This is a genomic window from Nocardiopsis sp. iso_238, assembly GCF_056173325.1.
Genome location: NZ_CM149668.1, coordinates 2,997,395 through 3,017,537 on the forward strand (window position 1 = coordinate 2,997,395; position 20,143 = coordinate 3,017,537).

Annotated in this window: 21 protein-coding genes; 8 read left to right on the top strand and 13 right to left on the bottom strand. The window is 71.1% G+C overall.

Annotated features, from left to right (window positions below):
- Positions 1-66: 66 nt before the first annotated feature.
- Positions 67-1,437, top strand: coding sequence for an NADP-specific glutamate dehydrogenase (gene gdhA / locus AC0VYL_RS13440; protein WP_475452864.1), 1,371 nt, complete (start codon positions 67-69; stop codon positions 1,435-1,437).
- Positions 1,438-1,504: 67 nt separating this feature from the next.
- Here gdhA and AC0VYL_RS13445 read toward each other — a convergent pair whose 3' ends face one another.
- The gene (locus tag AC0VYL_RS13445) at positions 1,505-2,737 is read right to left on the bottom strand and encodes a DUF418 domain-containing protein (RefSeq protein ID WP_475483360.1); all 1,233 of its coding nucleotides are present in this window, start codon (positions 2,735-2,737) and stop codon (positions 1,505-1,507) included.
- Between the two features lie 23 nt (positions 2,738-2,760).
- Positions 2,761-3,411: a hypothetical protein gene (locus AC0VYL_RS13450; protein WP_475452868.1), complete on the bottom strand. Its 651-nt coding sequence runs from the start codon at positions 3,409-3,411 to the stop codon at positions 2,761-2,763.
- Positions 3,412-3,523: 112 nt separating this feature from the next.
- Here AC0VYL_RS13450 and AC0VYL_RS13455 point away from each other — a divergent pair, with 112 nt between their 5' ends.
- Positions 3,524-4,132: a TetR/AcrR family transcriptional regulator gene (locus AC0VYL_RS13455; RefSeq protein WP_475452870.1), complete on the top strand. Its 609-nt coding sequence runs from the start codon at positions 3,524-3,526 to the stop codon at positions 4,130-4,132.
- A 71-nt stretch (positions 4,133-4,203) separates the two neighbouring features.
- Here the strand turns inward: AC0VYL_RS13455 and AC0VYL_RS13460 are convergent, their stop codons facing one another.
- Positions 4,204-5,178: an aldo/keto reductase gene (locus AC0VYL_RS13460; RefSeq protein ID WP_475452872.1), complete on the bottom strand. Its 975-nt coding sequence runs from the start codon at positions 5,176-5,178 to the stop codon at positions 4,204-4,206.
- Between the two features lie 116 nt (positions 5,179-5,294).
- Positions 5,295-5,888 carry a TetR/AcrR family transcriptional regulator gene (locus AC0VYL_RS13465; protein WP_475483361.1) on the bottom strand — a complete coding sequence of 198 codons (594 nt, stop codon included), beginning with the start codon at positions 5,886-5,888 and terminating at the stop codon, positions 5,295-5,297.
- A gap of 92 nt (positions 5,889-5,980) precedes the next feature.
- On the opposite strand from AC0VYL_RS13465, the gene AC0VYL_RS13470 reads away from it, so the two are divergent.
- Positions 5,981-7,192, top strand: a complete 1,212-nt coding sequence (locus AC0VYL_RS13470) for an FAD-dependent monooxygenase (RefSeq protein ID WP_475483362.1) — start codon at positions 5,981-5,983, stop codon at positions 7,190-7,192.
- A 274-nt stretch (positions 7,193-7,466) separates the two neighbouring features.
- Positions 7,467-7,973, top strand: coding sequence for a DinB family protein (locus tag AC0VYL_RS13475; protein ID WP_475483363.1), 507 nt, complete (start codon positions 7,467-7,469; stop codon positions 7,971-7,973).
- Positions 7,974-7,976: 3 nt separating this feature from the next.
- Here AC0VYL_RS13475 and AC0VYL_RS13480 read toward each other — a convergent pair whose 3' ends face one another.
- On the bottom strand, positions 7,977-8,633 hold the full coding sequence (locus AC0VYL_RS13480; RefSeq protein WP_475483364.1) for a CatB-related O-acetyltransferase: 657 nt from the start codon (positions 8,631-8,633) through the stop codon (positions 7,977-7,979).
- Between the two features lie 45 nt (positions 8,634-8,678).
- Positions 8,679-9,122, bottom strand: a complete 444-nt coding sequence (locus AC0VYL_RS13485; protein WP_475483365.1) for a pyridoxamine 5'-phosphate oxidase family protein — start codon at positions 9,120-9,122, stop codon at positions 8,679-8,681.
- Positions 9,123-9,250: 128 nt separating this feature from the next.
- On the opposite strand from AC0VYL_RS13485, the gene AC0VYL_RS13490 reads away from it, so the two are divergent.
- Positions 9,251-9,445, top strand: a complete 195-nt coding sequence (locus AC0VYL_RS13490) for a hypothetical protein (RefSeq protein WP_475452885.1) — start codon at positions 9,251-9,253, stop codon at positions 9,443-9,445.
- A 10-nt stretch (positions 9,446-9,455) separates the two neighbouring features.
- Here the strand turns inward: AC0VYL_RS13490 and AC0VYL_RS13495 are convergent, their stop codons facing one another.
- Both AC0VYL_RS13495 and AC0VYL_RS13500 read right to left on the bottom strand, forming a co-directional pair.
- The gene (locus tag AC0VYL_RS13495; protein ID WP_475483366.1) at positions 9,456-10,244 is read right to left on the bottom strand and encodes a phosphodiesterase; all 789 of its coding nucleotides are present in this window, start codon (positions 10,242-10,244) and stop codon (positions 9,456-9,458) included.
- 49 nt (positions 10,245-10,293) lie between these two features.
- Positions 10,294-11,253, bottom strand: a complete 960-nt coding sequence (locus tag AC0VYL_RS13500) for a phosphotransferase (protein WP_475483367.1) — start codon at positions 11,251-11,253, stop codon at positions 10,294-10,296.
- Between the two features lie 78 nt (positions 11,254-11,331).
- Here AC0VYL_RS13500 and AC0VYL_RS13505 point away from each other — a divergent pair, with 78 nt between their 5' ends.
- Entirely contained in the window at positions 11,332-12,096 is a 765-nt protein-coding gene (locus tag AC0VYL_RS13505; RefSeq protein WP_475483368.1) for a class I SAM-dependent methyltransferase, read from the top strand.
- A gap of 103 nt (positions 12,097-12,199) precedes the next feature.
- Positions 12,200-12,328, top strand: coding sequence for a hypothetical protein (locus AC0VYL_RS13510; RefSeq protein WP_475483369.1), 129 nt, complete (start codon positions 12,200-12,202; stop codon positions 12,326-12,328).
- Between the two features lie 13 nt (positions 12,329-12,341).
- Here AC0VYL_RS13510 and AC0VYL_RS13515 read toward each other — a convergent pair whose 3' ends face one another.
- Positions 12,342-12,965: a nucleotidyltransferase domain-containing protein gene (locus AC0VYL_RS13515; protein WP_475483370.1), complete on the bottom strand. Its 624-nt coding sequence runs from the start codon at positions 12,963-12,965 to the stop codon at positions 12,342-12,344.
- Complete coding sequence (locus AC0VYL_RS13520) at positions 12,962-13,807, bottom strand: TetR/AcrR family transcriptional regulator (protein ID WP_475452897.1); 846 nt, start codon at positions 13,805-13,807, stop codon at positions 12,962-12,964. The genes AC0VYL_RS13515 and AC0VYL_RS13520 overlap by 4 nt, the downstream gene beginning before the upstream one ends.
- An 82-nt stretch (positions 13,808-13,889) precedes the next feature.
- Between AC0VYL_RS13520 and AC0VYL_RS13525 the strand changes: the two genes are divergently transcribed.
- On the top strand, positions 13,890-16,169 hold the full coding sequence (locus AC0VYL_RS13525; protein WP_475483371.1) for an ATP-binding cassette domain-containing protein: 2,280 nt from the start codon (positions 13,890-13,892) through the stop codon (positions 16,167-16,169).
- Positions 16,170-16,245: 76 nt separating this feature from the next.
- Here AC0VYL_RS13525 and AC0VYL_RS13530 read toward each other — a convergent pair whose 3' ends face one another.
- Genes AC0VYL_RS13530 through AC0VYL_RS13540 form a run of 3 tightly spaced genes read right to left on the bottom strand, consistent with a single transcriptional unit; the run spans position 16,246 to position 20,039 of the window.
- Complete coding sequence (locus AC0VYL_RS13530; RefSeq protein ID WP_475452901.1) at positions 16,246-17,742, bottom strand: NCS1 family nucleobase:cation symporter-1; 1,497 nt, start codon at positions 17,740-17,742, stop codon at positions 16,246-16,248.
- A gap of 22 nt (positions 17,743-17,764) precedes the next feature.
- A complete protein-coding gene (locus AC0VYL_RS13535) occupies positions 17,765-19,267 on the bottom strand; it encodes an NCS1 family transporter (protein WP_475483372.1) in 1,503 nt (500 codons plus the stop codon).
- A gap of 25 nt (positions 19,268-19,292) precedes the next feature.
- Positions 19,293-20,039 carry an aspartate/glutamate racemase family protein gene (locus AC0VYL_RS13540; protein ID WP_475483373.1) on the bottom strand — a complete coding sequence of 249 codons (747 nt, stop codon included), beginning with the start codon at positions 20,037-20,039 and terminating at the stop codon, positions 19,293-19,295.
- Positions 20,040-20,143: the final 104 nt, after the last annotated feature.

A 20,143-nucleotide genomic window follows, 5' to 3' on the forward strand; every position in this document is an offset into this window, starting at 1 on the left:
CGCGTTGACGTCCCCCAGGGCGGTGACCCGTGAGGGGCGCCAGCGCCGAAGGGACCCAAGACCCACATGACCTCCGTCATCGACTCCGAAATGGAGAACCACCACCCGGGCGTGCGTTCGGCGTTCGAGCACGTGGCCCGGCGCAACCCGGACGAGCCCGAGTTCCAGCAGGCGGTCCTGGAGGTGCTGGAGAGCCTCTCTCCCGCGCTGTCGAGCCACCCCGAGTACGTCGACCAGCGTGTGCTGGAGCGTCTGTGCGAGCCCGAGCGGCAGATCATCTTCCGCGTCCCGTGGCGGGACGACCAGGGTCGGGTACACGTCAACCGTGGTTTCCGGGTGGAGTTCAACAGCGCTCTGGGCCCGTACAAGGGCGGTCTGCGCTTCCACCCCAGCGTGAACCTGGGCGTGATCAAGTTCCTGGGGTTCGAGCAGATCTTCAAGAACGCGCTCACCGGCATGGGGATCGGCGGCGGCAAGGGCGGCAGCGACTTCGACCCCAAGGGTCGCTCCGACGCGGAGATCGAGCGCTTCTGCCAGTCGTTCATGACCGAGCTCCACCGCCACCTGGGCGAGTACACCGACATCCCCGCCGGTGACATCGGTGTGGGCGGCCGCGAGATCGGCTACATGTTCGGGCAGTACCGGCGGCTGAGCAACCGCTGGGAGGCCGGGGTCATCACCGGCAAGGGCCTGGACTGGGGTGGTTCGGCGGTCCGTACCGAGGCCACGGGGTACGGAGCGGTGATGTTCACCGAGCGGATGCTGGAGCGCGCGGGCAAGGGTCTGGCCGGTCGTCGCATGGTGGTGTCCGGTTCGGGCAACGTGGCGATCTACGCGGTGGAGAAGGCCCAGCAGCTAGGCGCCACCGTGGTGGCCTGCTCGGACTCCAGCGGTTACGTGGTGGACGACCAGGGCATCGACCTCGACCTTCTCAAGGAGATCAAGGAGGTCGAGCGCGCGCGGATCAGCGCCTACGCCGAGCGGCGCGGCGGCGCGACGTACGTCGAGGGCGGCAGCGTGTGGGACGTTCCCTGTGAGGTGGCGCTGCCCTCCGCCACCCAGAACGAGCTCGACGCGAAGGCCGCCCAGGCGCTGGTCGCCAACGGCGTGCTGGCGGTGGCCGAGGGCGCGAACATGCCCACCACCCCCGAGGCGGTCAAGGTGTTCCGCCAGGCCGGTGTGCTGTTCGCCCCCGGCAAGGCCGCCAACGCCGGCGGTGTGGCCACCAGCGTGCTGGAGATGCGCCAGAACGCACGGCGCACCTCGTGGTCCTTCGAGCACGCGGAGTCGGAGCTGGCCGAGACCATGGCCGGTATCCACGACCGCTGCGAGGAGGCGGCCGTGCGGCACGGCGCCAAGGGTGACTACGTGCTCGGCGCCAACGTCGCCGGGTTCGAGATGGTCGCCGACGCGATGCTGGCCCAGGGCCTCATCTAGGGACGTGTTCGGCGGACCCACGGGGCCGCCCTCCACCCTGTTCGGGGGTGGAGGGCGGGGACCCGGGTCAGGCGTCGACGGACCGCGCCGGGCGGTAGGTCAGCCCGCGCAGCAGGACCTCCGCCGGGCCGCGCCGTCCCGCGCGTTCCATGGCGGCCGCGCCGACCACCGTGAGGGCCCAGGTGAGGACGGCCAGCGCTGAGGCCGACCAGCTCGACAGGTGCGCGCCCAGCCCCAGGCCCCAGGCGGCCATCACCGGCCCCCACACCACGGACTGCGCCATGTACCCGCTCATCGACCGGCGGCCCAGGGCGCCGAGCCATCGCACCGGCCGGGACGTGGCCGCCGCGCGCCCGCTCAGGCGGTGCGCCAGCAGCCCGAACAGCGCCGCGTAGCCGACACCGGTGAAGATCCCGGCGTAGAAGTGCAGGCCGGTCAGCGCCGACGCCGGGGCGAACTCGGTGACGCCGGTGTGCTGGAGGGCCAGGACGGCGCCGGTGGTCCACCCGGCGGCGATGCCCCACAGGGCGAGCCGTCGCAGCAGCACGAGGTGTCGGCCGGGCTCGTCCAGGATCCGGTGCCGCGCGGCGAGCACGCCCATGAGGAAGGCGGCGGGCAGTGCGAGCGTCGCGATGCCCGCGACCAGCTGGAACGACCAGGTGGTGAACCGGACCGCCGCCGAGGCCAGGTAGGACTGCTCAGCGATGCTGGCGCGCTGCATGTCGGCGGCGGCCGTGCCCGCGTCGGCCGGGACCAGCATCCCCGCCACGGCGATCAGGGCGCCCAGACCCAGCAGGACGCCGATCCAGACCTTGAGGGTGCGATCCGTGCGTCCGAAGAACAGCGGCACCATGAGGAGGCCGATCAGGCCGTAGACCCCGATGATGTCGCCCTGCCACAGCAGCAGCGCGTGCACGGCGCCGAAGGCGAGCATCCACAGGTGCCGGCGTCGCAGGAGCCGTCGGGCCTGGACGGGGCCGGTCCCCTTGGCCGTCTGGCGCGCGTACATCTGGCCGATGCCGTAGGCGAACAGGAAGCCGAACATCGTGTGGACCCGCGCGTCCACCACGACGAGGGTCAGCGCCTGGGCGATCCGGTCGGCCAGGCCGCCCTCCACCGGGTGCAGACCCACGGATCCCACCTGTGCCGTGTACAGGAAGTACGGGGTGTGCGCGAGGGCGATGAGCAGGAGCATCATTCCCCGTGCGAGGTCGGGCGCCAGGGAGCGTTCGGACAGCGGGGTCGAGCGGATCGGACCCCCGGCGGGGGGCGGTACATGATCAGGGGTGCGGGTGGTCATGTCGTCCTTTCTGAGGGGGCGGTTCAGTTGCCCGCGTCGTCGAGCCAGGAGTAGCGCAGGCGGAGGGCGCGCTCGGCGCTGCCCAGGGCGGCGCCGACGCCGAGCGTGACGTTGAGCCAGAGCGGCAGGAGAACGGGCGAGGTGAAGGTTCCGGTCACGTCGTTGACCGGGGGGATCTGTGAGAGGGGTTCGAGGGCCTGGAGCAGGTTGAGGCCGAGCCCGACCACGAGCAGGGCCACCGACACCGCGCCGATCCAGCGGCTCAGGGCCGGGTGTGCGCGGTCGAGGCGGGCGCGGCGTCCCTCGGCTGAGCGGGGGTCCGGAACGAGTTGTCGGTCCGGGCCGTCCTCGGGGACGTGGTGGCAGCGTCGGAGCCCGAAGGAGCTCATGGCGACCTCGACGTGTCCGCCGGGGACGGGGAAGAGCGCGGGCATCGTGGAGTGGGCCCGCCGTGTGCCGTCGAGGTACAGGTCGGCCGCGACCTCACCGTCCTCCTTCCTGCCCCAGTGGCGGACGTCGACCGAGTAGAGCGCGGTGCGACCGTCGTCCTGGCGGAGGGGGAGGTGGAACAGGGAACGGCTGAACAGCTGCCACCAGCGGAATCCCTTCAGGCGGCGGCCGTCTCCGGCCTTGACACGGCGTGCCGCGCGTTGGCGGCGCCACTGGTCGAGCATGTCTCCTCCGCCTCTCACCGATCCACGTCCAACACGGTGTGTTGGTGACACGAGAGACACTAACACACCGTGCTAGTACGGTGTACTAGTACGATGGGGGAAGGAGGTACTGATGACGGAAGCAGACGAGGCTCAGCGGAGCTCGCGCGACAGGATCCTCATCGCGGCGGCGACCATGGTGAGCGAGAACCCGGCGGAACGACCGAGTGTGCGGGCGGTGGCGGCCAGGGCCGGAGTGAGCACCGGCTCGCTGCGGCACCACTTCCCCACGCAGCGCGCCCTGATGGACGCGGTGCTCGCGGGGATCTACGCGCACATCGCTCCAGGTGAGCCCATCCACGACACGGCGCTTCCCGCGCGGGAGCGCCTGGTCGGCTGTCTACGGCAGATCCTCGCGCACGCCGGGACCGGGAACGAGGCGAGGGAGGCCCTGCGCAGGACCTACGAGACCTTCATCGCCCCCGAACCGACCGAGGAGGCCCGCAGGACCTACCTGGTGGTCGAGGGGCAGATGCAGCACCGAGTCGAGCACTGGCTCTCCGTGCTCGTCGAGGAGGGTGCGCTCGCCGAGGGGGACAACAGCAGGCGCGCGAAGTTCCTGCTCACCGTGGTCAACGGCGTCACGCTCGAAAGGGCGTTGCCCGCCGCGGAGTCCCTGCTGGAGTCCGAGGCCGCCACCCTGTTCGCCGCGGTCGACGGTGTCCTGGGCGGCTGCGTGTAGGCGGGGACGGGGCGTGAGCCCGACGGGGCCGGGCGCTGGAAGGACTCGTCAGCGCCCGGCCCCGACCGGCGTCACCACAGGTGGTGGACCTGGGGGCGGACGAGTTCGTCGTAGACCTCGCGGACCTGCTCGTGGGTCTTGGCGTCGAGCGGCGACAGCTGCGCGGCGGCCGCGTTGCCCCGGGCCTGGTCGGCGTTGCGGGCGCCGGGGATGACCACGCTGACACCCTCCTGGTCGAGGATCCAACGCAGCGCGAACTGCGCCATGGTGGCGCCCTCGGGCACCAGGGGACGCAGGCGTTCGACGGCCTCCAGGCCGCTCGCGTAGTCGACGCCGGAGAAGGTCTCGCCCCGGTCGAAGGCCTCGCCCCCGCGGTTGAAGTTGCGGTGGTCGTCCTCCCCGAAGCTGCTCGCGGCGGTGAACCGGCCCGACAACAGCCCGCTGGCCAGGGGGACCCTCGCGATGATCCCCACTCCGGCCTCTTTGGCGGCGGGAAGGACGCGCTCCAGGGGCTTGTGGCGGAAGGCGTTGAGGATGATCTGCACGCTGGCCACGTTCGGCCGGGCGATGGCGGCCAGGGCCTGGTCACAGGTCTCCACCGAGACCCCGTAGGCGCGCATGCGCCCCTCGTCCACCATCGCGTCCAGGTCGTCGAACACGGCGTCGCTGTCGATCACCGTCGAGGGCGGGCAGTGCAACTGGACCAGGTCGACGGTGTCCACGCCCAGGTTGCGGCGGGAGTCGTCGTTCCAGGCGCGGAAGTTGCCCGAGTTGTAGTGGGCGGGGTCCTGGGCCATGCGGCGGCCCATCTTGGTGGCCACCGTCAGCTGCGGGTGGTCCTTGAGCAACCGGCCGACCAGCCGTTCACTGCGCCCGTCGCCGTAGACGTCCGCGGTGTCGACGAAGGTGACGCCCTCCTCCACCGCCGTGTTGAGGGCGCTCATGGCGTCCGCCTCGCTGACCTCGCCCCAGGCGGAGCCGATCTGCCAGGCGCCGAATCCGACGGCGCCGACGCGGGCGACGGTACCGAGTTCACGTGTGTCCATGGCGTGATCCTAAGTCCTGTGGAATCGCTCCCACACGGGGCTTAGGGCCCGGGTCGGTCGGCGTCGGACCCGAATTCCGCCAGGGGGTCCGGTTTGCGGCGTCGTATCGCGCGGGCTCAGTCCAGAGCGAGGGCACCGAGCACCATGGCTTCGGTGAGGGTGCGCACGGATTCCCGGTCGAGGAGTTCGACGGGGCGCGTGGTCAGTGTGAACAGGGCGCCGCCGTACAGGGTGATCAGCGTGGAGACCGTTCTCTCCGAGGCCAGGGTGCCGAGGTCGTCGTGCAACTGGACGGTGCCGGCCAGCGCGGAGCCCTCGAGTCGGGTGAGGACGGAGGCCAGCGCGGGGCGGCGGCGCGCCTCCAGCTGGAGCTCCAGGATCGCCAGGTAGCGGTCGCGCAGGGTGGTCACTGCGGTCCAGAGGGAGTCCGCGATCAGGTCGACCAGGGTGTGGACGGTGTCCGGGGCCTCGACCGCTCCCGCTTCGGCGGTGGCGCGCGCGGCCTCGTCCAGGTGGAGCTCCACGATCCGCTCGGCCGCCGTGACCAGGAGGCCCTCCCGGCTGCGGAAGTAGTTGGTGGCCGTTCCCGAGGGCACGCCCGCTCGTGACTCGACGGCACGGTGGGTGAGCCCGTGCGCCCCCTGCTCCGCCAGGAGGGTGATGGCCGCGTCGGCCAGGGCGCGGCGGCGGTGCGGGTTGGGGCGAGGCATGGGGCGATTATAGGACTCGGGACCATACCACTACCATCGTATTGAAAGAGGTCGGCGCGACCGCGTCGCCCGAGGCAGGGAGTGGGAGAGCGATGAGTGAACGCACAGCGACCGTCGTCGGCGGAGGACTCGCGGGCCTGGCCTCGGCGGTGGGGCTGGCCCGGTCCGGGTGGCGCGTACGGGTGGTGGAACGCCGCCCCGCGGTGGGCGAGGTGGGGGCGGGGCTCGCCCTGCCGCGCAACGGCGTCGGGGCCCTGAACGCCCTGGGAATCGAGGAGGAGGCCGTCGACCAGGCGGGCCACCGCACGCTGGCCACGGGGTTCGTGGACACCCTCGGACGCCGGATCCTGACCCTTCCCGACACCGACCCCCGGGTGCGGCGGGCCACGACCATCTGGGGGTTCCACCGCCAGGCACTGCACGCCCTGCTGTACCGGGCCGCGCTCCGGGAGGACGTGGAACCGGTGGACGGCGCCCGGGTGACGCACGTGTCGGCGGGGCGGCCCGGAGGTGAGCCCGCCGTGGTCCGCTGGCAGCGGGACGGCGGCGAGCACGAGACCGAGGCCGGTCTGGTGGTGGGCGCGGACGGCATGTGGAGCGCGGTGCGGGGAGCACTCCGACCCGAGGTGCGCCCCCGCTACAGCGGAAGCACCAGCTGGCGCGCCCTGCTGCCCGTGAGCGCCCTGGAGGGGACCGGGTTGGACGGCCGCCTCATCGAGTACTGGGGGCCGGGATCGGAGTTCGGGGTGATGCGGGTCAGCGCTGAGCATGTGTACTGGTACGGGTACGTGCGCCAACCCGAGCGGACCGTCTTCGACGACGAGCACGCCGCGGCTCGGGAGTACTTCGCGGACTGGGCTCCCGAGGTGGTCTCCCTGATCGACGCCACCGCACCCGACCAGCTCATGCGGCACGACGTCCACCATCTGCCGGACGGCCCGGAACGCTACGACCACGGGCGGGTGGTGCTGGTGGGGGACGCCGCCCACGGGGCCCTGCCCACGATGGGCCAGGGTGCCGCCACCGCGATGGAGGACGGCGCCACCCTGGGCCGACTGGCCGGACCCGCCCGTGAGGGGGATCTGCGGAGGGCCCTGGCCGAGTTCGACGCCCTCCGGCGCCCCCGGTGCCGGGCCATCGCGAAGCAGGCCCGCCTCATCGCCCGTGTGGGCGCGGACCTGGGTGGCGGTTGGAGGCAGGGGCTACGCAACGCGACCCTCCGGCTGATCCCGGCCGGTGCCCTGGTCACTTCCGCCATGGGAGCCGTGGAGTGGTCCCCGCCCGAGCCCCTGCGCCCCGCCTGAGGCTCGACGAACCCGGCTTCGAGCTGGCGCACCGCGATCCGTTCACTGTTCCCGGTGGCTGCCCCGTCCGCTCGCGGGCGGCGGGTTCCGGGTACGGAGTCCAGGACGAGTTCGTAGGCGTGGTTCACGAGGTCACGGACCAGGGACACGGTGGTCTCCTCGTCGGCGCCCACGGGTCCCCGGAACGCTGGACGGGGTCCCCGCACCCGGGCCTGATGGCGCCACGGAGAAACACGTTGCCAGGAGGGCGCTGCCCAGCCTAGGGTCGCGGTTCATGACAGATCCCCGCGTTGACCCGCCCTACGTCACCGACGAACGCACCATGCTGGAGAACTGGCTGGAGTGGCACCGACAGACCCTCGCGGTCAAGTGCCAGGGCCTCACCGACGAGCAGCTGCGCGAACGTTCCACCCCGCCCTCACCGATGAGCCTGCTGGGACTGGTGCGGCATATGGCCTACGTGGAGCACATGTGGTTCCGCGTGGTCCTGGAAGGGGAGGAGTACCACTCACCGATCAAGGAGATCGACGACCCGGACGGTGACTTCCTGGACGTCGACACCGCCTCGGTCGAGGAGTCCTTCGCGGTGTGGCGCTCCGAGATCGACGGCGCCCGTAGGGCGTCGGACGGGCTCTCCCTCGACTCCGTCGGGAAGCGCCAGCGGCACGGCGAGGACTGTTCGCTCCGGTGGATCCTCGTCCACATGATCGAGGAGTACGCCCGCCACAACGGCCACGCCGACCTCATTCGCGAGCGCGTCGACGGGGCCACGGGGGAGTAGCCCTCAGCCTCGGAGGACGTCCCGGGAGACCGCCGCGAGATCGGCGGGACTGCCGCCCATGATGAGGGCGGCGTGTTCGGTGACGGCCTCGATCGGCCAGTCCCACCAGCGCGCCTCCAGCAGCAGCGCCACGTCCGGCTCCGGGAAGCGGGACCGGATGTGGCGCGCGGGGTTCCCGCCCACCAGCGCGTAGGGCTCCACGTCCCTGGTGACCACGCTGTGCGCGGCCACGACCGCGCCGTCACCGATGCTCACCCCCGGCATGACCGTGGCGCCTCGGCCGATCCACACGTCGTTGCCGATCCGTGTGTCCGGCGGTGCCGGGATCGACAGGTAGGTGTCCAGGGTCCGTTCGGCCCACTCTCCGCCGAACATGGTGAACGGGTACGTCGATGGGCCGACCGTGGGGTGGTTGCCCGCGGGCATGAGCAGGGTGACCCCGGGCGCGATCGCGCTGAACCGGCCGATCACCAGGCGCTGCGGCCCGTAGTTGTACAGGACGCACGCCTCCTCGAAGGGCACGCCGCCGCCCTCGTCGTCGTAGTAGGTGTACTCGCCCACCTCGATCAGGTCGGAGGTGACCTGCGCCCGGAGGAAGACGACGTTGGTCAGGTCCGGGCGGGTCGTGGGGTGGAGGCGGTTCGGGTCGGGCGCGGGCACGGGGCTCCTCGTTCACGGGCGGTCGGTTCGGTGGCGGGCCGGGGCTCAGGAGAAGGACTTGGACAGGTCCTTGACCACGGTGCGCTCGGGTACGAAGCGGACCAGGCGGGCGTCGTCGGCGTAGTACCGGAAGTCCGGGTGCCACCCGCCCTCGTCGTCGCCCAGGTACCTCCGGAGCTTGCGTCTGCTCAGCGCCGGGTCGAAGGGCACCACCTCCGCGACGCCGCGCATGATCACCTGGAGGAACTCGTGGCGTTCCAGGTCGCAGGTGTCCACCACCACGGCTGTGCGCGGGTCTCTTGCCAGGTGCCGGGACATCACCGCGTACTCCCCGGTGATCCACCACAGGACCCCTCCCTCCCACAGGAACCAGACCGGCCGGACGGTGGGCGCTCCGGAGGCGTTGACGGTGGCCACGCGGGCCACCAGCGGCTGGGAGAGGAAGGCGTCGACGTCGAAGGGGTGCTCTGGCTGAGGGGTGCCGGTCATGCTTCCAGACTAGGTTTCCGGTCGGCCCGGCGACAGTACCGGGTGTTCGGTTGTGGACGAGTCCCGGTGGCCCCATGGCCGACCCGCGTCCCGTCGGGAGCCAGCCGAACCCGTGCCAGGCTGGCTCCATGACGAAGCGACGACTCACCATCGAGTGGGATGACGACTCCCCCCAGCGGTACCGGAAGTTCGCCAACGCGCTGTGGGGGCTCTGCGAGTTCGCCCTGCCCGGACGGTTCCGGGTGGTCCACGACGAACACACCACCGCGCAGGAGCTGAACAACGACTACGACGCGACCGGCCGCATGGTCCGCTGGGAGTGACACCGGGAGGTCAGGGGGTCACGGAGTGGCTGACCTGGGCGGTGTGGGTCACCCATCCGTGGTCGGTCCGCTGGTGCAGCAGGAACGCGGTGGACCCGGTCTCGAACCCCGGCGGGCCGTCCCCGTCCCTCTTGAGGACGCTCTGCCGGTACGTGCTGGGAGCGGTGGAGAGCACGCTCCCACCGAAGCCGGTGGTGGTCTGCCGGTGTACGTGTCCGGCCATGACCCGCGCGACGTTCGGGTGGTGGGCCACCACCGCCTCCAGCTCCGCGCCGTCGTCCAGCCGCATCCCGTCCTGGAACGGGAGGCCGAGGGGCACCGGCGGGTGGTGGACGCACACGAGGGCCGGGACGTCCGGCCGACGGGCCAGGACCGTGTCCAACCAGTCCAACTGCTCGGCTCCCAGCAGCCCTCCGGGGGCACCCGGGACGAGGGAGTCCAGGACCACGAGGGTGAGCTCGGGGTACTCCACCGCGTAGTGGGCGCTCGCACCCCCGCCGAGGTGGGCACCGCCCCCGAAGGCGGCGACCAGGTTCTCGCGGTCGTCGTGGTTTCCGGTCACCAGGAACAGGGGGAGCGGGAAGCCGTCGACGATCTCGCCGAGGAGCTCGTACTCCTCCGGGGCGCCGTGGTCGGCCAGGTCCCCGGAGACGACCACGCAGGTGGGCGGCGGGTCCAGGGTCAGTACCTGGGCGAGGGCCCGGCGCAGACCGGCGGCGGGTTCGGCGGCGCCCGCCACCAGGTGGGGGTCGCTCAGGTGCGCGACGGAGACGGAGGTGGATCCGGAGGAAGGGGTCATGACGGACACAGTGCCCCAGCGGGTGCCCCTCGGGCAACAGGGTTCGCGGTCAGCCGTCCAGCCCGGGCGGGGCGACGGTGAACGGTGTGGCCCGCCACTGGTCGACGGCCGGGTTCAGGTACTCGGCCAGCGCGGGCAGCTTCGGGACGAGTTCGAGGGCGGCGATCACCCGCAGGGCCCCCACGGCGTTCACGAAGGCCAGCACGTCCCGGTCGAGCTCACGCGTGCCGGCGCGGCGGGCCCCTCGGTCGTAGGCGGCCTCCAGCTCGGGGCCGAGCGCGGCCAGGTCCCACTCCACCGGCCCGAGCGAGACCAGTTCGAAGTCGGCGTAGCGGTCCCCGTCCAGGGCGGAGAAGATGTTCGCGGGCGGGGAGTCACCGTGGACCGGCTGGAGCCCGACCCCGGGGTAGGCCCGCTCGAACACCTCCCGTGAGGAGGCGATCGGCTCCAGGAACCCCCATTCGGCGCGGGCCCGCTCCAGGTCGCGCGCGGAGATGAGGTCGGGGCTCTCCTTCAGCCGCTCCAGTGCGGCGGAGAGGGAGTGCGGTTCGGCCGCGCCCAGGAACTCCAGCTCCCCCGGATAGTCGCGCAGGGCGGCGTGCAGCGCGGGGACGCTCTCGGCGTTGGCGACGTAGTCGGGCTCGCCGCCGCGCCGCTCCTCCACGTACTCCCAGAACGTGATCGAGAAGCCGTCGCGCTGGACGGGCGCGCACGGCACCAGCGGGCTGGGGCGGAGCACCGGGGTGCCCTGTTCGTACAGCCACCGGGTGACGTCGAGTTCCGCGCGTTGGCGGGCGCTGACGGAGTCCGGGGTCACCGAGTCCGGCAGGACGGTGGGGACACGGGCCACGACCGGCGCCGGCGCCAGGTGGACGACCACGGAGAAGAGGTCGTGCAGCACGCGCGGGTCGGTCACGGTGAGCCCGAGGTCGCGCCCGGCCCCGACGACCGCGTTCACGGCGTCGGAGGTGCGTTGGGCCAGCTGTTCGGGGGTGAGGAATGCGGTCACGGGGCCGATCATGCCACGTCAGGGCGCCGGGTTGGAAAACCTTTTTGTTGCCCGGGGCCGCCCCTCCACAATGGTGGGATGGTCGACCGACACTTCTCCGCCCCGGACCTCGCCGAGCTCTACGACCACTTCAACCCCTGGCGGAGCAGTCCGCAGGACGACTTCTACCTCGACCTCGTGATGGACGCCCGTACCGTCCTGGATGTGGGTTGCGGGACCGGGAAGATCCAACGGGTCGCGCGCGAGCGCGGGCACACCGGCCGTCTGGTGGGGCTGGACCCGGCCGACGCGATGCTGGAGGTGGGCCGCCGGGACCGCGACGACGTCGAGTGGACCCTGGGCGACCTGGTCTCCGGGCCCTACGACGGTGCGGCGGACGGCCCCTTCGAGGACGAGTTCGACCTGGTCCTCATGTCCGGGCACGCCTTCCAGGTGTTCACCACCGACGAGGAGCTGCGCGCCAACCTGACCGCCGCCCGGCGGGCGCTCACCCCTGACGGGCGGTTCGTGTTCGAGACCCGCAACCCCGCCTTCCGGGCCTGGGAGGCCTGGGTTCCCGAGCGGGTGCGGACCGTACGCGGACCGGAGGGCCGGGACGCGACCTGCACGCACCGCCTGCGCGGGGTGGACGGCGAGCTGGTCACCTTCACCTCCGACTACCGGGTCGAGGGGTGGCCGGAACCGCTGGTCAGCCGGAGCACGCTGCGGTTCCTGGACGCCGACCGCCTCAACGGCTTCCTGGCCGAGGCCGGGTTCGAGGTGACCGCGCAGTACGGCTACTGGGACCGGAGCCCGCTCACCGACGCCAGCATGGAGATCATCACCTTCGCCCGTCCCGCCTGAGCGGGCCACGGCATCGGGGCGGCGATGAACGCCGTGTTCGACGGCGTGGAGGCCGCCTGGGGCGGAGGGTGCCCGTCCGGGCCCTCGGCGGGGCGGGATACTGGTGGTCGAGCAACCCCACGAGGAGGCGTCCGTGTTCTTCTTCTACAGCAGCCGTCTGGGCTGCGTGACCTCCCTGCTGCTCTCGGCCGGGCTGACCCTGCTGGTGCTCTACCTGCTCGGCTGGATCTAGGACTTCCCACCCCTCACGGGCCCTCCCGGCCCAGGCGCGGCAGCCACGGATGGTGGGCCCCGTGGACCAGTGCGAGCGCCTCCGCCAGCCACCACCGCTGGTCGGCGTCCAGTACCGCCAGCGCCGCCGCGAAGTCCGCCTCGTCCTTGGGCCGCAGTCCCCTGGCCTTGTACAGCAGTTGGACCTCGGGGGTCAGGTAGGGCAGGCCCTCCGGCGTGCGCCGTCCCAGCTGGTCGAGGGGGAGTCTGATCCGGGCGTCCCTGCGGGAGACCCACGCGTCCCCCTCGGATTCGTCCAGCATGAACTGGAGCCGCCAGGGCTCGGCCGGACCGGGGCGGCACCAGACGTCGTGGACACCGGTGGGCAGGATCTCGCCCACCCGCCAGGGGCGGAGTGTGCCGGGTGGGTCGGCCGCCCACCACTCCCAGTCAGGGAGCACCTCCTGGACGGTGTGCTGGTCCCGGCGGAGCAGCAGCACGTCGGTGTCGGCGTGCTCACGGAACCGGTGGCCGACCGCCAGCGCGATGGCATGCCCGCCCGCGATCCACCACGGGACCCCCGCCCGGGCGAACCGCGCGGCGACTTCCTCGGGAGACAGCGGGTCCCAGGGAGCACCCGGGTCCGCGCTGTCGCTCACGTCGGCACGTCCGAGGCGGCGCCGATCTGGCTCCCCACCCCGTCCAACAGGGCGTTGAGGCCGAACTGGAAGCTCTCCCAGGACTCCTGTTCGAGGTAGGGCTCATCGGGGTCGGCGTTGTCGAAGGCTCCCTGCTCGGTCATCACCGTCAGGGTGGGGAAGCGCTCGGAGAAGTCCTCGACGATCTCCTCCAGCTGCGCGGAGCGGGCGAACCACCACTGGTCCTCGGGCTGTCCGGTGACGGCCTCGGCCTGGCGGGCCTCGGCGGCGGTGCGGACCGTGCCCCGGACCAGGTTGACGATGCTGTTGTAGGCGCCCCCGACGGCCTTCGCGGGGAGTCCGGCACCGTGCAGGACGGCGGCCAGGGACTCGAAGAGCCGGTACTCGTTGGGGCCCAGGACCGGCCGGGCGGCGGAGATCTCCAGGGTCCAGGGGTGGCGCAGGTGGAAGCGCCACAGCTGACCGGACCAGGCCAGGACCTCCTCGCGCCAGTCCGTTCTGTCGGTACCCCCTCCTAGGCTCGCGGGTGCGGGACCGGTGGTGTCCTCCCACTCACGGACCAGCTCGGCGAAGGAGTGGTCGTACATGAGGTCGATGAGTTCGTTCTTGCTGGCCACGTAGGTGTAGAGGGACATGGCGGTGCGGCCCAGGCGCTCGCCCACGGCCCGCATCGACAGGGCCTGCATGCCCTCGGCGTCAGCGACCTCGATGGCGGTCTCCACCACCAGGTCCACGCTCAACTGGGCGCGGGGGCCGGGCCCGGTGCGCTCGGCCGGTTCGTGGTCGCGCCACAGCAGCTGCATGGAGCGACGGGGGTCACCCTGCCCGGCGTAGACAACCACTTGCATCTCCTTATGGAATAAACTAACGTTCGCTGGCTGTTAGTTTACCGCATAAGGCTTTCCGAGGATCCTGAGGAGCAGCTTGTCTTCCGAACCCACCACCCTGGCGGACACCCACGACACCATCCAGGTCCGAGGGGCCAGGGAGAACAACCTCGACAACGTCTCCGTCGACATCCCCAAGCGAAGACTGAGCGTGTTCACCGGACTCTCCGGCTCGGGGAAGTCCTCTCTTGTCTTCGGGACCATCGCCGCCGAGTCCCAGCGGTTGATCAACGAGACCTACACCGCCTTCCTCCAGTCCTTCATGCCGAGCGTGGGCCGCCCGGACGTGGACGCGCTGCGCAACCTCAGCGCCGCGATCATCGTGGACCAGGAGCGCATGGGTGCCAACGCGCGCTCGACGGTGGGCACCGCCACCGACGCCCACGCCATGCTGCGCATCGTGTTCAGCCGGGTGGGCACCCCCCGCCTGGAGCCCGCGAGCGTGTTCAGCTTCAACAACTCCGAGGGCATGTGCCCCGAGTGCGAGGGGCTGGGCCGCACCAACCAGATCGACGTCGAGGAGCTCTACGACCGCGACCTGTCCCTGAACGAGGGAGCCATCACCGTCCCCGGTTTCGCCGTGGACAGCTGGTACTGGCAGATCTTCGCGACCTCGGGCCTGCTGGACCCGGACCGGAAGCTGCGCGACTACACCGAGGAGGAGTGGCACAGCCTCCTCCACCAGCCTGTCACCAAGGTGAAGGTCGGGAGCAGCAACCTGACCTACGAGGGCCTGGTCCCCAAGATCAAGCGGACCTACCTGGCCAAGGAGCGGGAGAAGATGCAGACCGGCATCCGCGCGTTCGTGGACCGGGCCGTGGTCTTCTCGATCTGCCCCGAGTGCGAGGGTACCCGGCTCAACGCCGCGGCCCGCGAGGTGAAGGTCAACGGACGCACCATCACCGAGTGCGCGTCCATGCAGATCAGCGATCTCGCGGAGTTCGTACGCGAGATCGACGACCCCTCGGTGAAGCCGCTCGCGGACACCCTCGGCCACACCCTGGACTCGCTGGTGGAGGTCGGCCTCGGGTACCTGAGCCTGGACCGGGAGTCGGGCACCCTGTCCGGAGGGGAGGCCCAGCGGGTCAAGATGGTCCGCCATCTGGGCTCCAGCCTCAGCGACATCACCTACGTCTTCGACGAGCCCACCGTGGGCCTGCACCCGCACGACATCGAGCGGATGAACACCCTCCTGCTCGGCCTGCGTGACAAGGGCAACACCGTGCTGGTGGTCGAGCACAAGCCCGAGACCATCGCCATCGCGGACCACGTCGTGGACCTGGGGCCGGGTGCCGGACCCACCGGCGGCACCGTCACCTACAGCGGTGACGTGGCCGGACTGCGCGCCTCCGGCACCCTCACCGGGCGCCACCTGGACCACCGGGCGCGGCTGCGGGAGGAGGTACGGACCCCGAACGGGACCATCCCCATCCGCGGGGCCAGCACCCACAACCTCCGGGACGTGTCCGTGGACGTCCCGCTGGGCGTACTCACCGTGGTCACCGGCGTGGCGGGCTCGGGCAAGAGCTCGCTCATCCACGGGGCGCTGCCCGGCCGCGAGGGCGTCGTGGTCGTGGACCAGTCCGCGATCCGCGGGTCGCGGCGCTCCAACCCGGCCACCTACACCGGGCTGCTCGACCCGATCCGTACCGCCTTCGCCCGCGCCAACGGCGTGAAGCCGTCCCTGTTCAGCGCCAACTCCGAGGGCGCCTGCCCGGAGTGCAAGGGCGCCGGGGTGATCTACACCGACCTGGCCATGATGGCCGGGGTGGCCACCACGTGCGAGAAGTGCGAGGGGCGCCGGTTCAAGGCCGAGGTCCTCGAACACAGGCTGCGGGGCAAGGACATCAGCCAGGTGCTGGCCATGTCCGTGGTGGAGGCGCGCGACTTCTTCGCCTCGGGCAACGCCCGCGTCATCCTGGACCGGATGTACGACGTCGGTCTGGGGTACCTGGGCCTGGGGCAGCCGCTCACGACCCTGTCCGGCGGTGAGCGCCAGCGGCTGAAGCTGGCGATCTCCATGGCCAGGAACGGTGCGGTGTACGTGCTGGACGAGCCGACCACCGGTCTGCACCTGGCCGACGTGGACCGGCTGCTGGCGCTGCTGGACCGCCTGGTGGACGACGGCAACACGGTGGTGGTGATCGAGCACCACCAGGCCGTCATGGCCCACGCCGACCACGTGATCGACCTCGGCCCGGGGGCCGGGCACGACGGCGGCCGGGTGGTCTTCGAGGGCACCCCGGCCGAGCTGGTCGAGAAGGGGGAGACCCTCACCGCCCGCCACCTGCGCGCCTACCTGGGCCGCGAGGGATAGCCGGCGACCGTGAAGGGTCGGGCCCGCCGCCGGAGAACCTCCGGTGGTGGGCCCGACCACGTTCCCGCTCCCGGGGTCAGGGCGCCACGGGGGCGCCCCTGCGGGCGCGGGCGATCACGTAGTGCAGGACGCCGCCCAGCAGGGCGCCGAAGATCCACACGAACCCGGACCAGGACGCGAGGGCGGGCAGCCACACCGCCGTCACCGAGAACACCGAGGCCAGGCAGAAGGCGGACAGCGCGCGCAGGTTCCAGCCCCGGGTGAAGTGGTACTCCGATCCGGGGTCGGCCGAGTACAGGGCCTCCAGGTTCAGCCGCTGGCGTCGCAGCAGGTAGTGGTCGGCGACGATGATGCCGTACAGCGGGGCCAGGACCGCGCCGAGGGTGTCCACGAACGACGCGATGCCGATGTTGTCGATGTAGGCCACCCACAGGGCGCCCACCACGAAGCCCACCGAGGCGGTGATGAGCCCTCCGGTGCGGGCGCTGATGACCGAGGGCGCCAGGTTGGCCAGGCCGTACGCGGGCGGGATGAAGTTGGCGACCAGGTTGATGCCCACGGTGGCGACGAAGAAGGTCAGCGCCGCCACCACGGTCAGCCAGATGTTGTCCACGCGCGCGACGATGTCGGCCGGGTTGGTGAGCGCCTCCCCGTACAGCACCGAGCTCCCGGCGGTGATGACCAGGGTGAGGAACGAGAACAGGGCCAGGCTGACCGGCAGCCCCCACAGGTTGCCGCGCCGCATGGCGCGCTCGGAGCGGGTGAACCGGGCGAAGTCGCCGTAGTTGACGACCACCGCCGCGAAGTAGGCGACCATCGTGCCCACCACGGCCGAGAAGGCCGCGATCGTGCCGCCCGGGTAGTCGCCGTCCCCGGCGAACACGGTGCCGAGCTCGGAGAGGAGGTCGCCCCCGGCCATGGCCCACAGCGCGATCATCATGGCGATCATGACCGCGTACACCGCCGGTCCGGCCCAGTTCAGGAACACGCCGATCGACCTGATCCCACGGCTGAACAGGGCCAGCTGGACCACGGCCACGATCACGTAGGAGATCCAGCCCACGGCGGACAGGCCGAGGAAGGTGCCGTCGGGGCCCGGGCCGAACAGGGCCGTGATGAGCAGCGCCATCGCCGTGGAGGCGAAGTAGGTCTGGGCCCCGTACCAGAACATGGCGGTGATGCCCCGGATGAGTGTGGGGAACTGGGTGCCGTGCACGCCCATGCTGGCGCGCGCCATGACGGCGTAGGGGATGCCGTAGCGCACGCTCGGGCGGCCGACGAGGTCGCAGAGGAACATGACGATGAGCCCGGCCAGGATGATCCCGGCGAACACCGCCCAGCCGTTGAGGCCGTAGGAGATGAAGAGCGTGGCGGCCAGCGTGTAGCCGAACAGGCTCTGGATGTCGTTGGTCCAGACGTTGAAGATCTCGAACGCGCCCCAGCTGCGCCTGCTCCGGGGCACGGGGGCGAGGTCGTCGTTGTGCAGCGAGGGGTCGGGGGAGTGGACGGTCAGGTCGGTGCCGTCGGGGCCGACCGCGGAGTCGGTGGACGGTGGGTGCGCGGTGTCGCTCATGGGGGGATGGGGCTGGGCGGGGTCAGATGTCGGCGCGACGGCCCCTCTCCGGCAGTTCCTCCACGGTCAGGCGGCGGAAGGTGCCCGAGTCGGCGTCGTGGACCCAGCTGCGCCCCACGCTGGTGGCCAGGTAGGCGTCGCTGGGGTCGTCGATCTCGGCCTGAGGGTGGCGGCGCAGGATCCAGGCGCGCATCAGGACCAGGTAGAGAACGAAGGCGACCGGGAAGCCGATGACGTAGGCGTGGTCGGGCTGCCACAGGGACACGCCCGAGGCGCCGAACCAGGCGATGAGCGCGGCCGGGTTGACCCCCCTCGCGTACCGGTACTGGCCGTGGGGGTCGTACAGGGCGGGCACGTTGAGGCGACGCCGGCGCAGCACGTAGTAGTCGCAGATCATGATCCCGGCGATGGCCGCGATGAAGCCGCCGTAGTAGCTCAGGAAGGTGAAGAGGTTGTCCAGCAGCAGCCAGGGCATCACGGCGGTGCCGACCACCCCGGCGAGCACCACCCCCGACCGATAGGACAGGTGGGGCGCGGCCGCGTTGACGAAGTTGAGCGCCGCGGGCACGACGTTGGCGGCGGTGTTGGTGGACCACTGGGCCAGGACGATCATCAGCAGCAGGACTCCGAGGACGAAGCCGGTGCTCTGGCCCTGGATGACGTCGACGGGGTTCCACTCCCCGGTGACGATGAAGGAGACCGCGCCGATGAAGGAGATCCAGGCCTGCATCATCGGCAGGGCCACGAAGTGGGCGGTGAGGACCGCGCGGTTGCGGCGCAGGAAGCGGCGTTCGCCGGGGGCGGTGCGCACGAAGCGGGTGATGCTCGGGATGTCCACGGCCAGCGGCGCCCACACGACCATGTTGATCAGGAAGAACACCACCAGGGACAGGTCGCCGCCGGAGGCGAAGGTCCAGATGTTGGTGCCCTCCAGGTCGGCCACCCCGTCGAGCGTGTAGTACATCCAGATCGAGATGGCCAGGATGCACGGGGCGGCGACGGAGGCCAGCCGTTCGACCGCCTTGATGCCGAGGGCGACGTTGGCGATCTGCACGACCAGGAACAGGGCGTACCAGAGCGGCCAGGAGGAGAACCCGGTCCAGTACTCCACGAGGCCGTTGATGGCCAGGGCGCCGATGTAGGTCTGGATGCCGAACCAGCAGGCGGCGACCACCCCGCGCGAGACCGAGGGGATGTGGGTGCCGATGGTGCCGAAGGGGGCGCGCAGGAACACCGCGAAGGACAGGCCGTGCTCGGTGCCGATGTCGGCGGTGAGGGTCATGACGACGGCGAGGGCCATGGTCGCGGTGAGCACCACGAGCATGACCACGGGCAGGGAGAGCCCGCCCTCGACGCCGTTGGCGCCGTACTGGAAGGTGACGATGACGATGGCCAGGGCCACCCACATCCAGACGAAGCCCAACAGCGAGATCGGGCGCTGGTTGAGCCAGGTGGGCAGGATCGACTCTTCGAGCAGGTGGTTGTGGGGCTGCTGGCTGCTCTGACGGGGGGTGGAGGTGTCCATGGGCCTGTGCTCCTCCGGAAGGGGGTCAGGGGTGATGGGGTGCTTCGAGCGCGGGGCTCAGCGGCCAGTGGGTGACGGCCTTGGGGCGGGGAGCGGCGAAGGTGCGGACCCGGCTGGTGGTGAGGCCGAGGCCCACCAGTGACTCGGCCAGGGCGACAGCGCTGGTGAGGCCGTCCACGACCGGCGCTCCCGCCGTGTCCTCGGGGGTGAGTTCCATCCCGGCCATGCCGCCGCAGCCGAGGACGATCACCTCGGCTCCGTCGTGTTCGACGGCGGCCCGGGCCTGGTGGGCCACGGCGCGCGCGGCGGCGGTGGGGTCGCTCTCCAGTTCGAGGACGCCCAGGCCGCTGGCGCGCACCGAGGCGCAGCGGGTGTGGAGACCGGCCAGGGTCAGGCGGTCCCGGATCATGGGGACGGTCCGGTCCAGGCTGGTGACCACGGAGTAGCGGTGGCCGAGCAGGCAGGCGGTGTGGGCCGCGGCCTCGGTGATGTCGATGACCGGGGTGGGGCAGAGCTCCTGGAGGCCCTCCTTGCCGTGGTCGCCGAAGCCCGCCTGGATGACGGCGTCGTAGGGGCGGTCGTAGGTCATGACGCGGTCCATGACGGCCACGGCCGCCAGGTGGCTCTCGAAGTTGCCCTCCACCGACGCGGGGCCGAAGCGCGGGGTGAGCCCCTCGACCTCCGTACCGGGCCGGGCGACGGCGCGGGCCTGTTCGGCCAGGGCGCGGGTGATGGCCGTCGAGGTGTTGACGTTGACGATCAGGAGGCGCATGCGGTCCCTTCGTGAGGCCGTGCGGGGGTGACCCCGCCCACAATTGAAGCTATTACTTCAATATCGTTAAAGCCATCACTTCACAAGACCGGCATCTATACTTA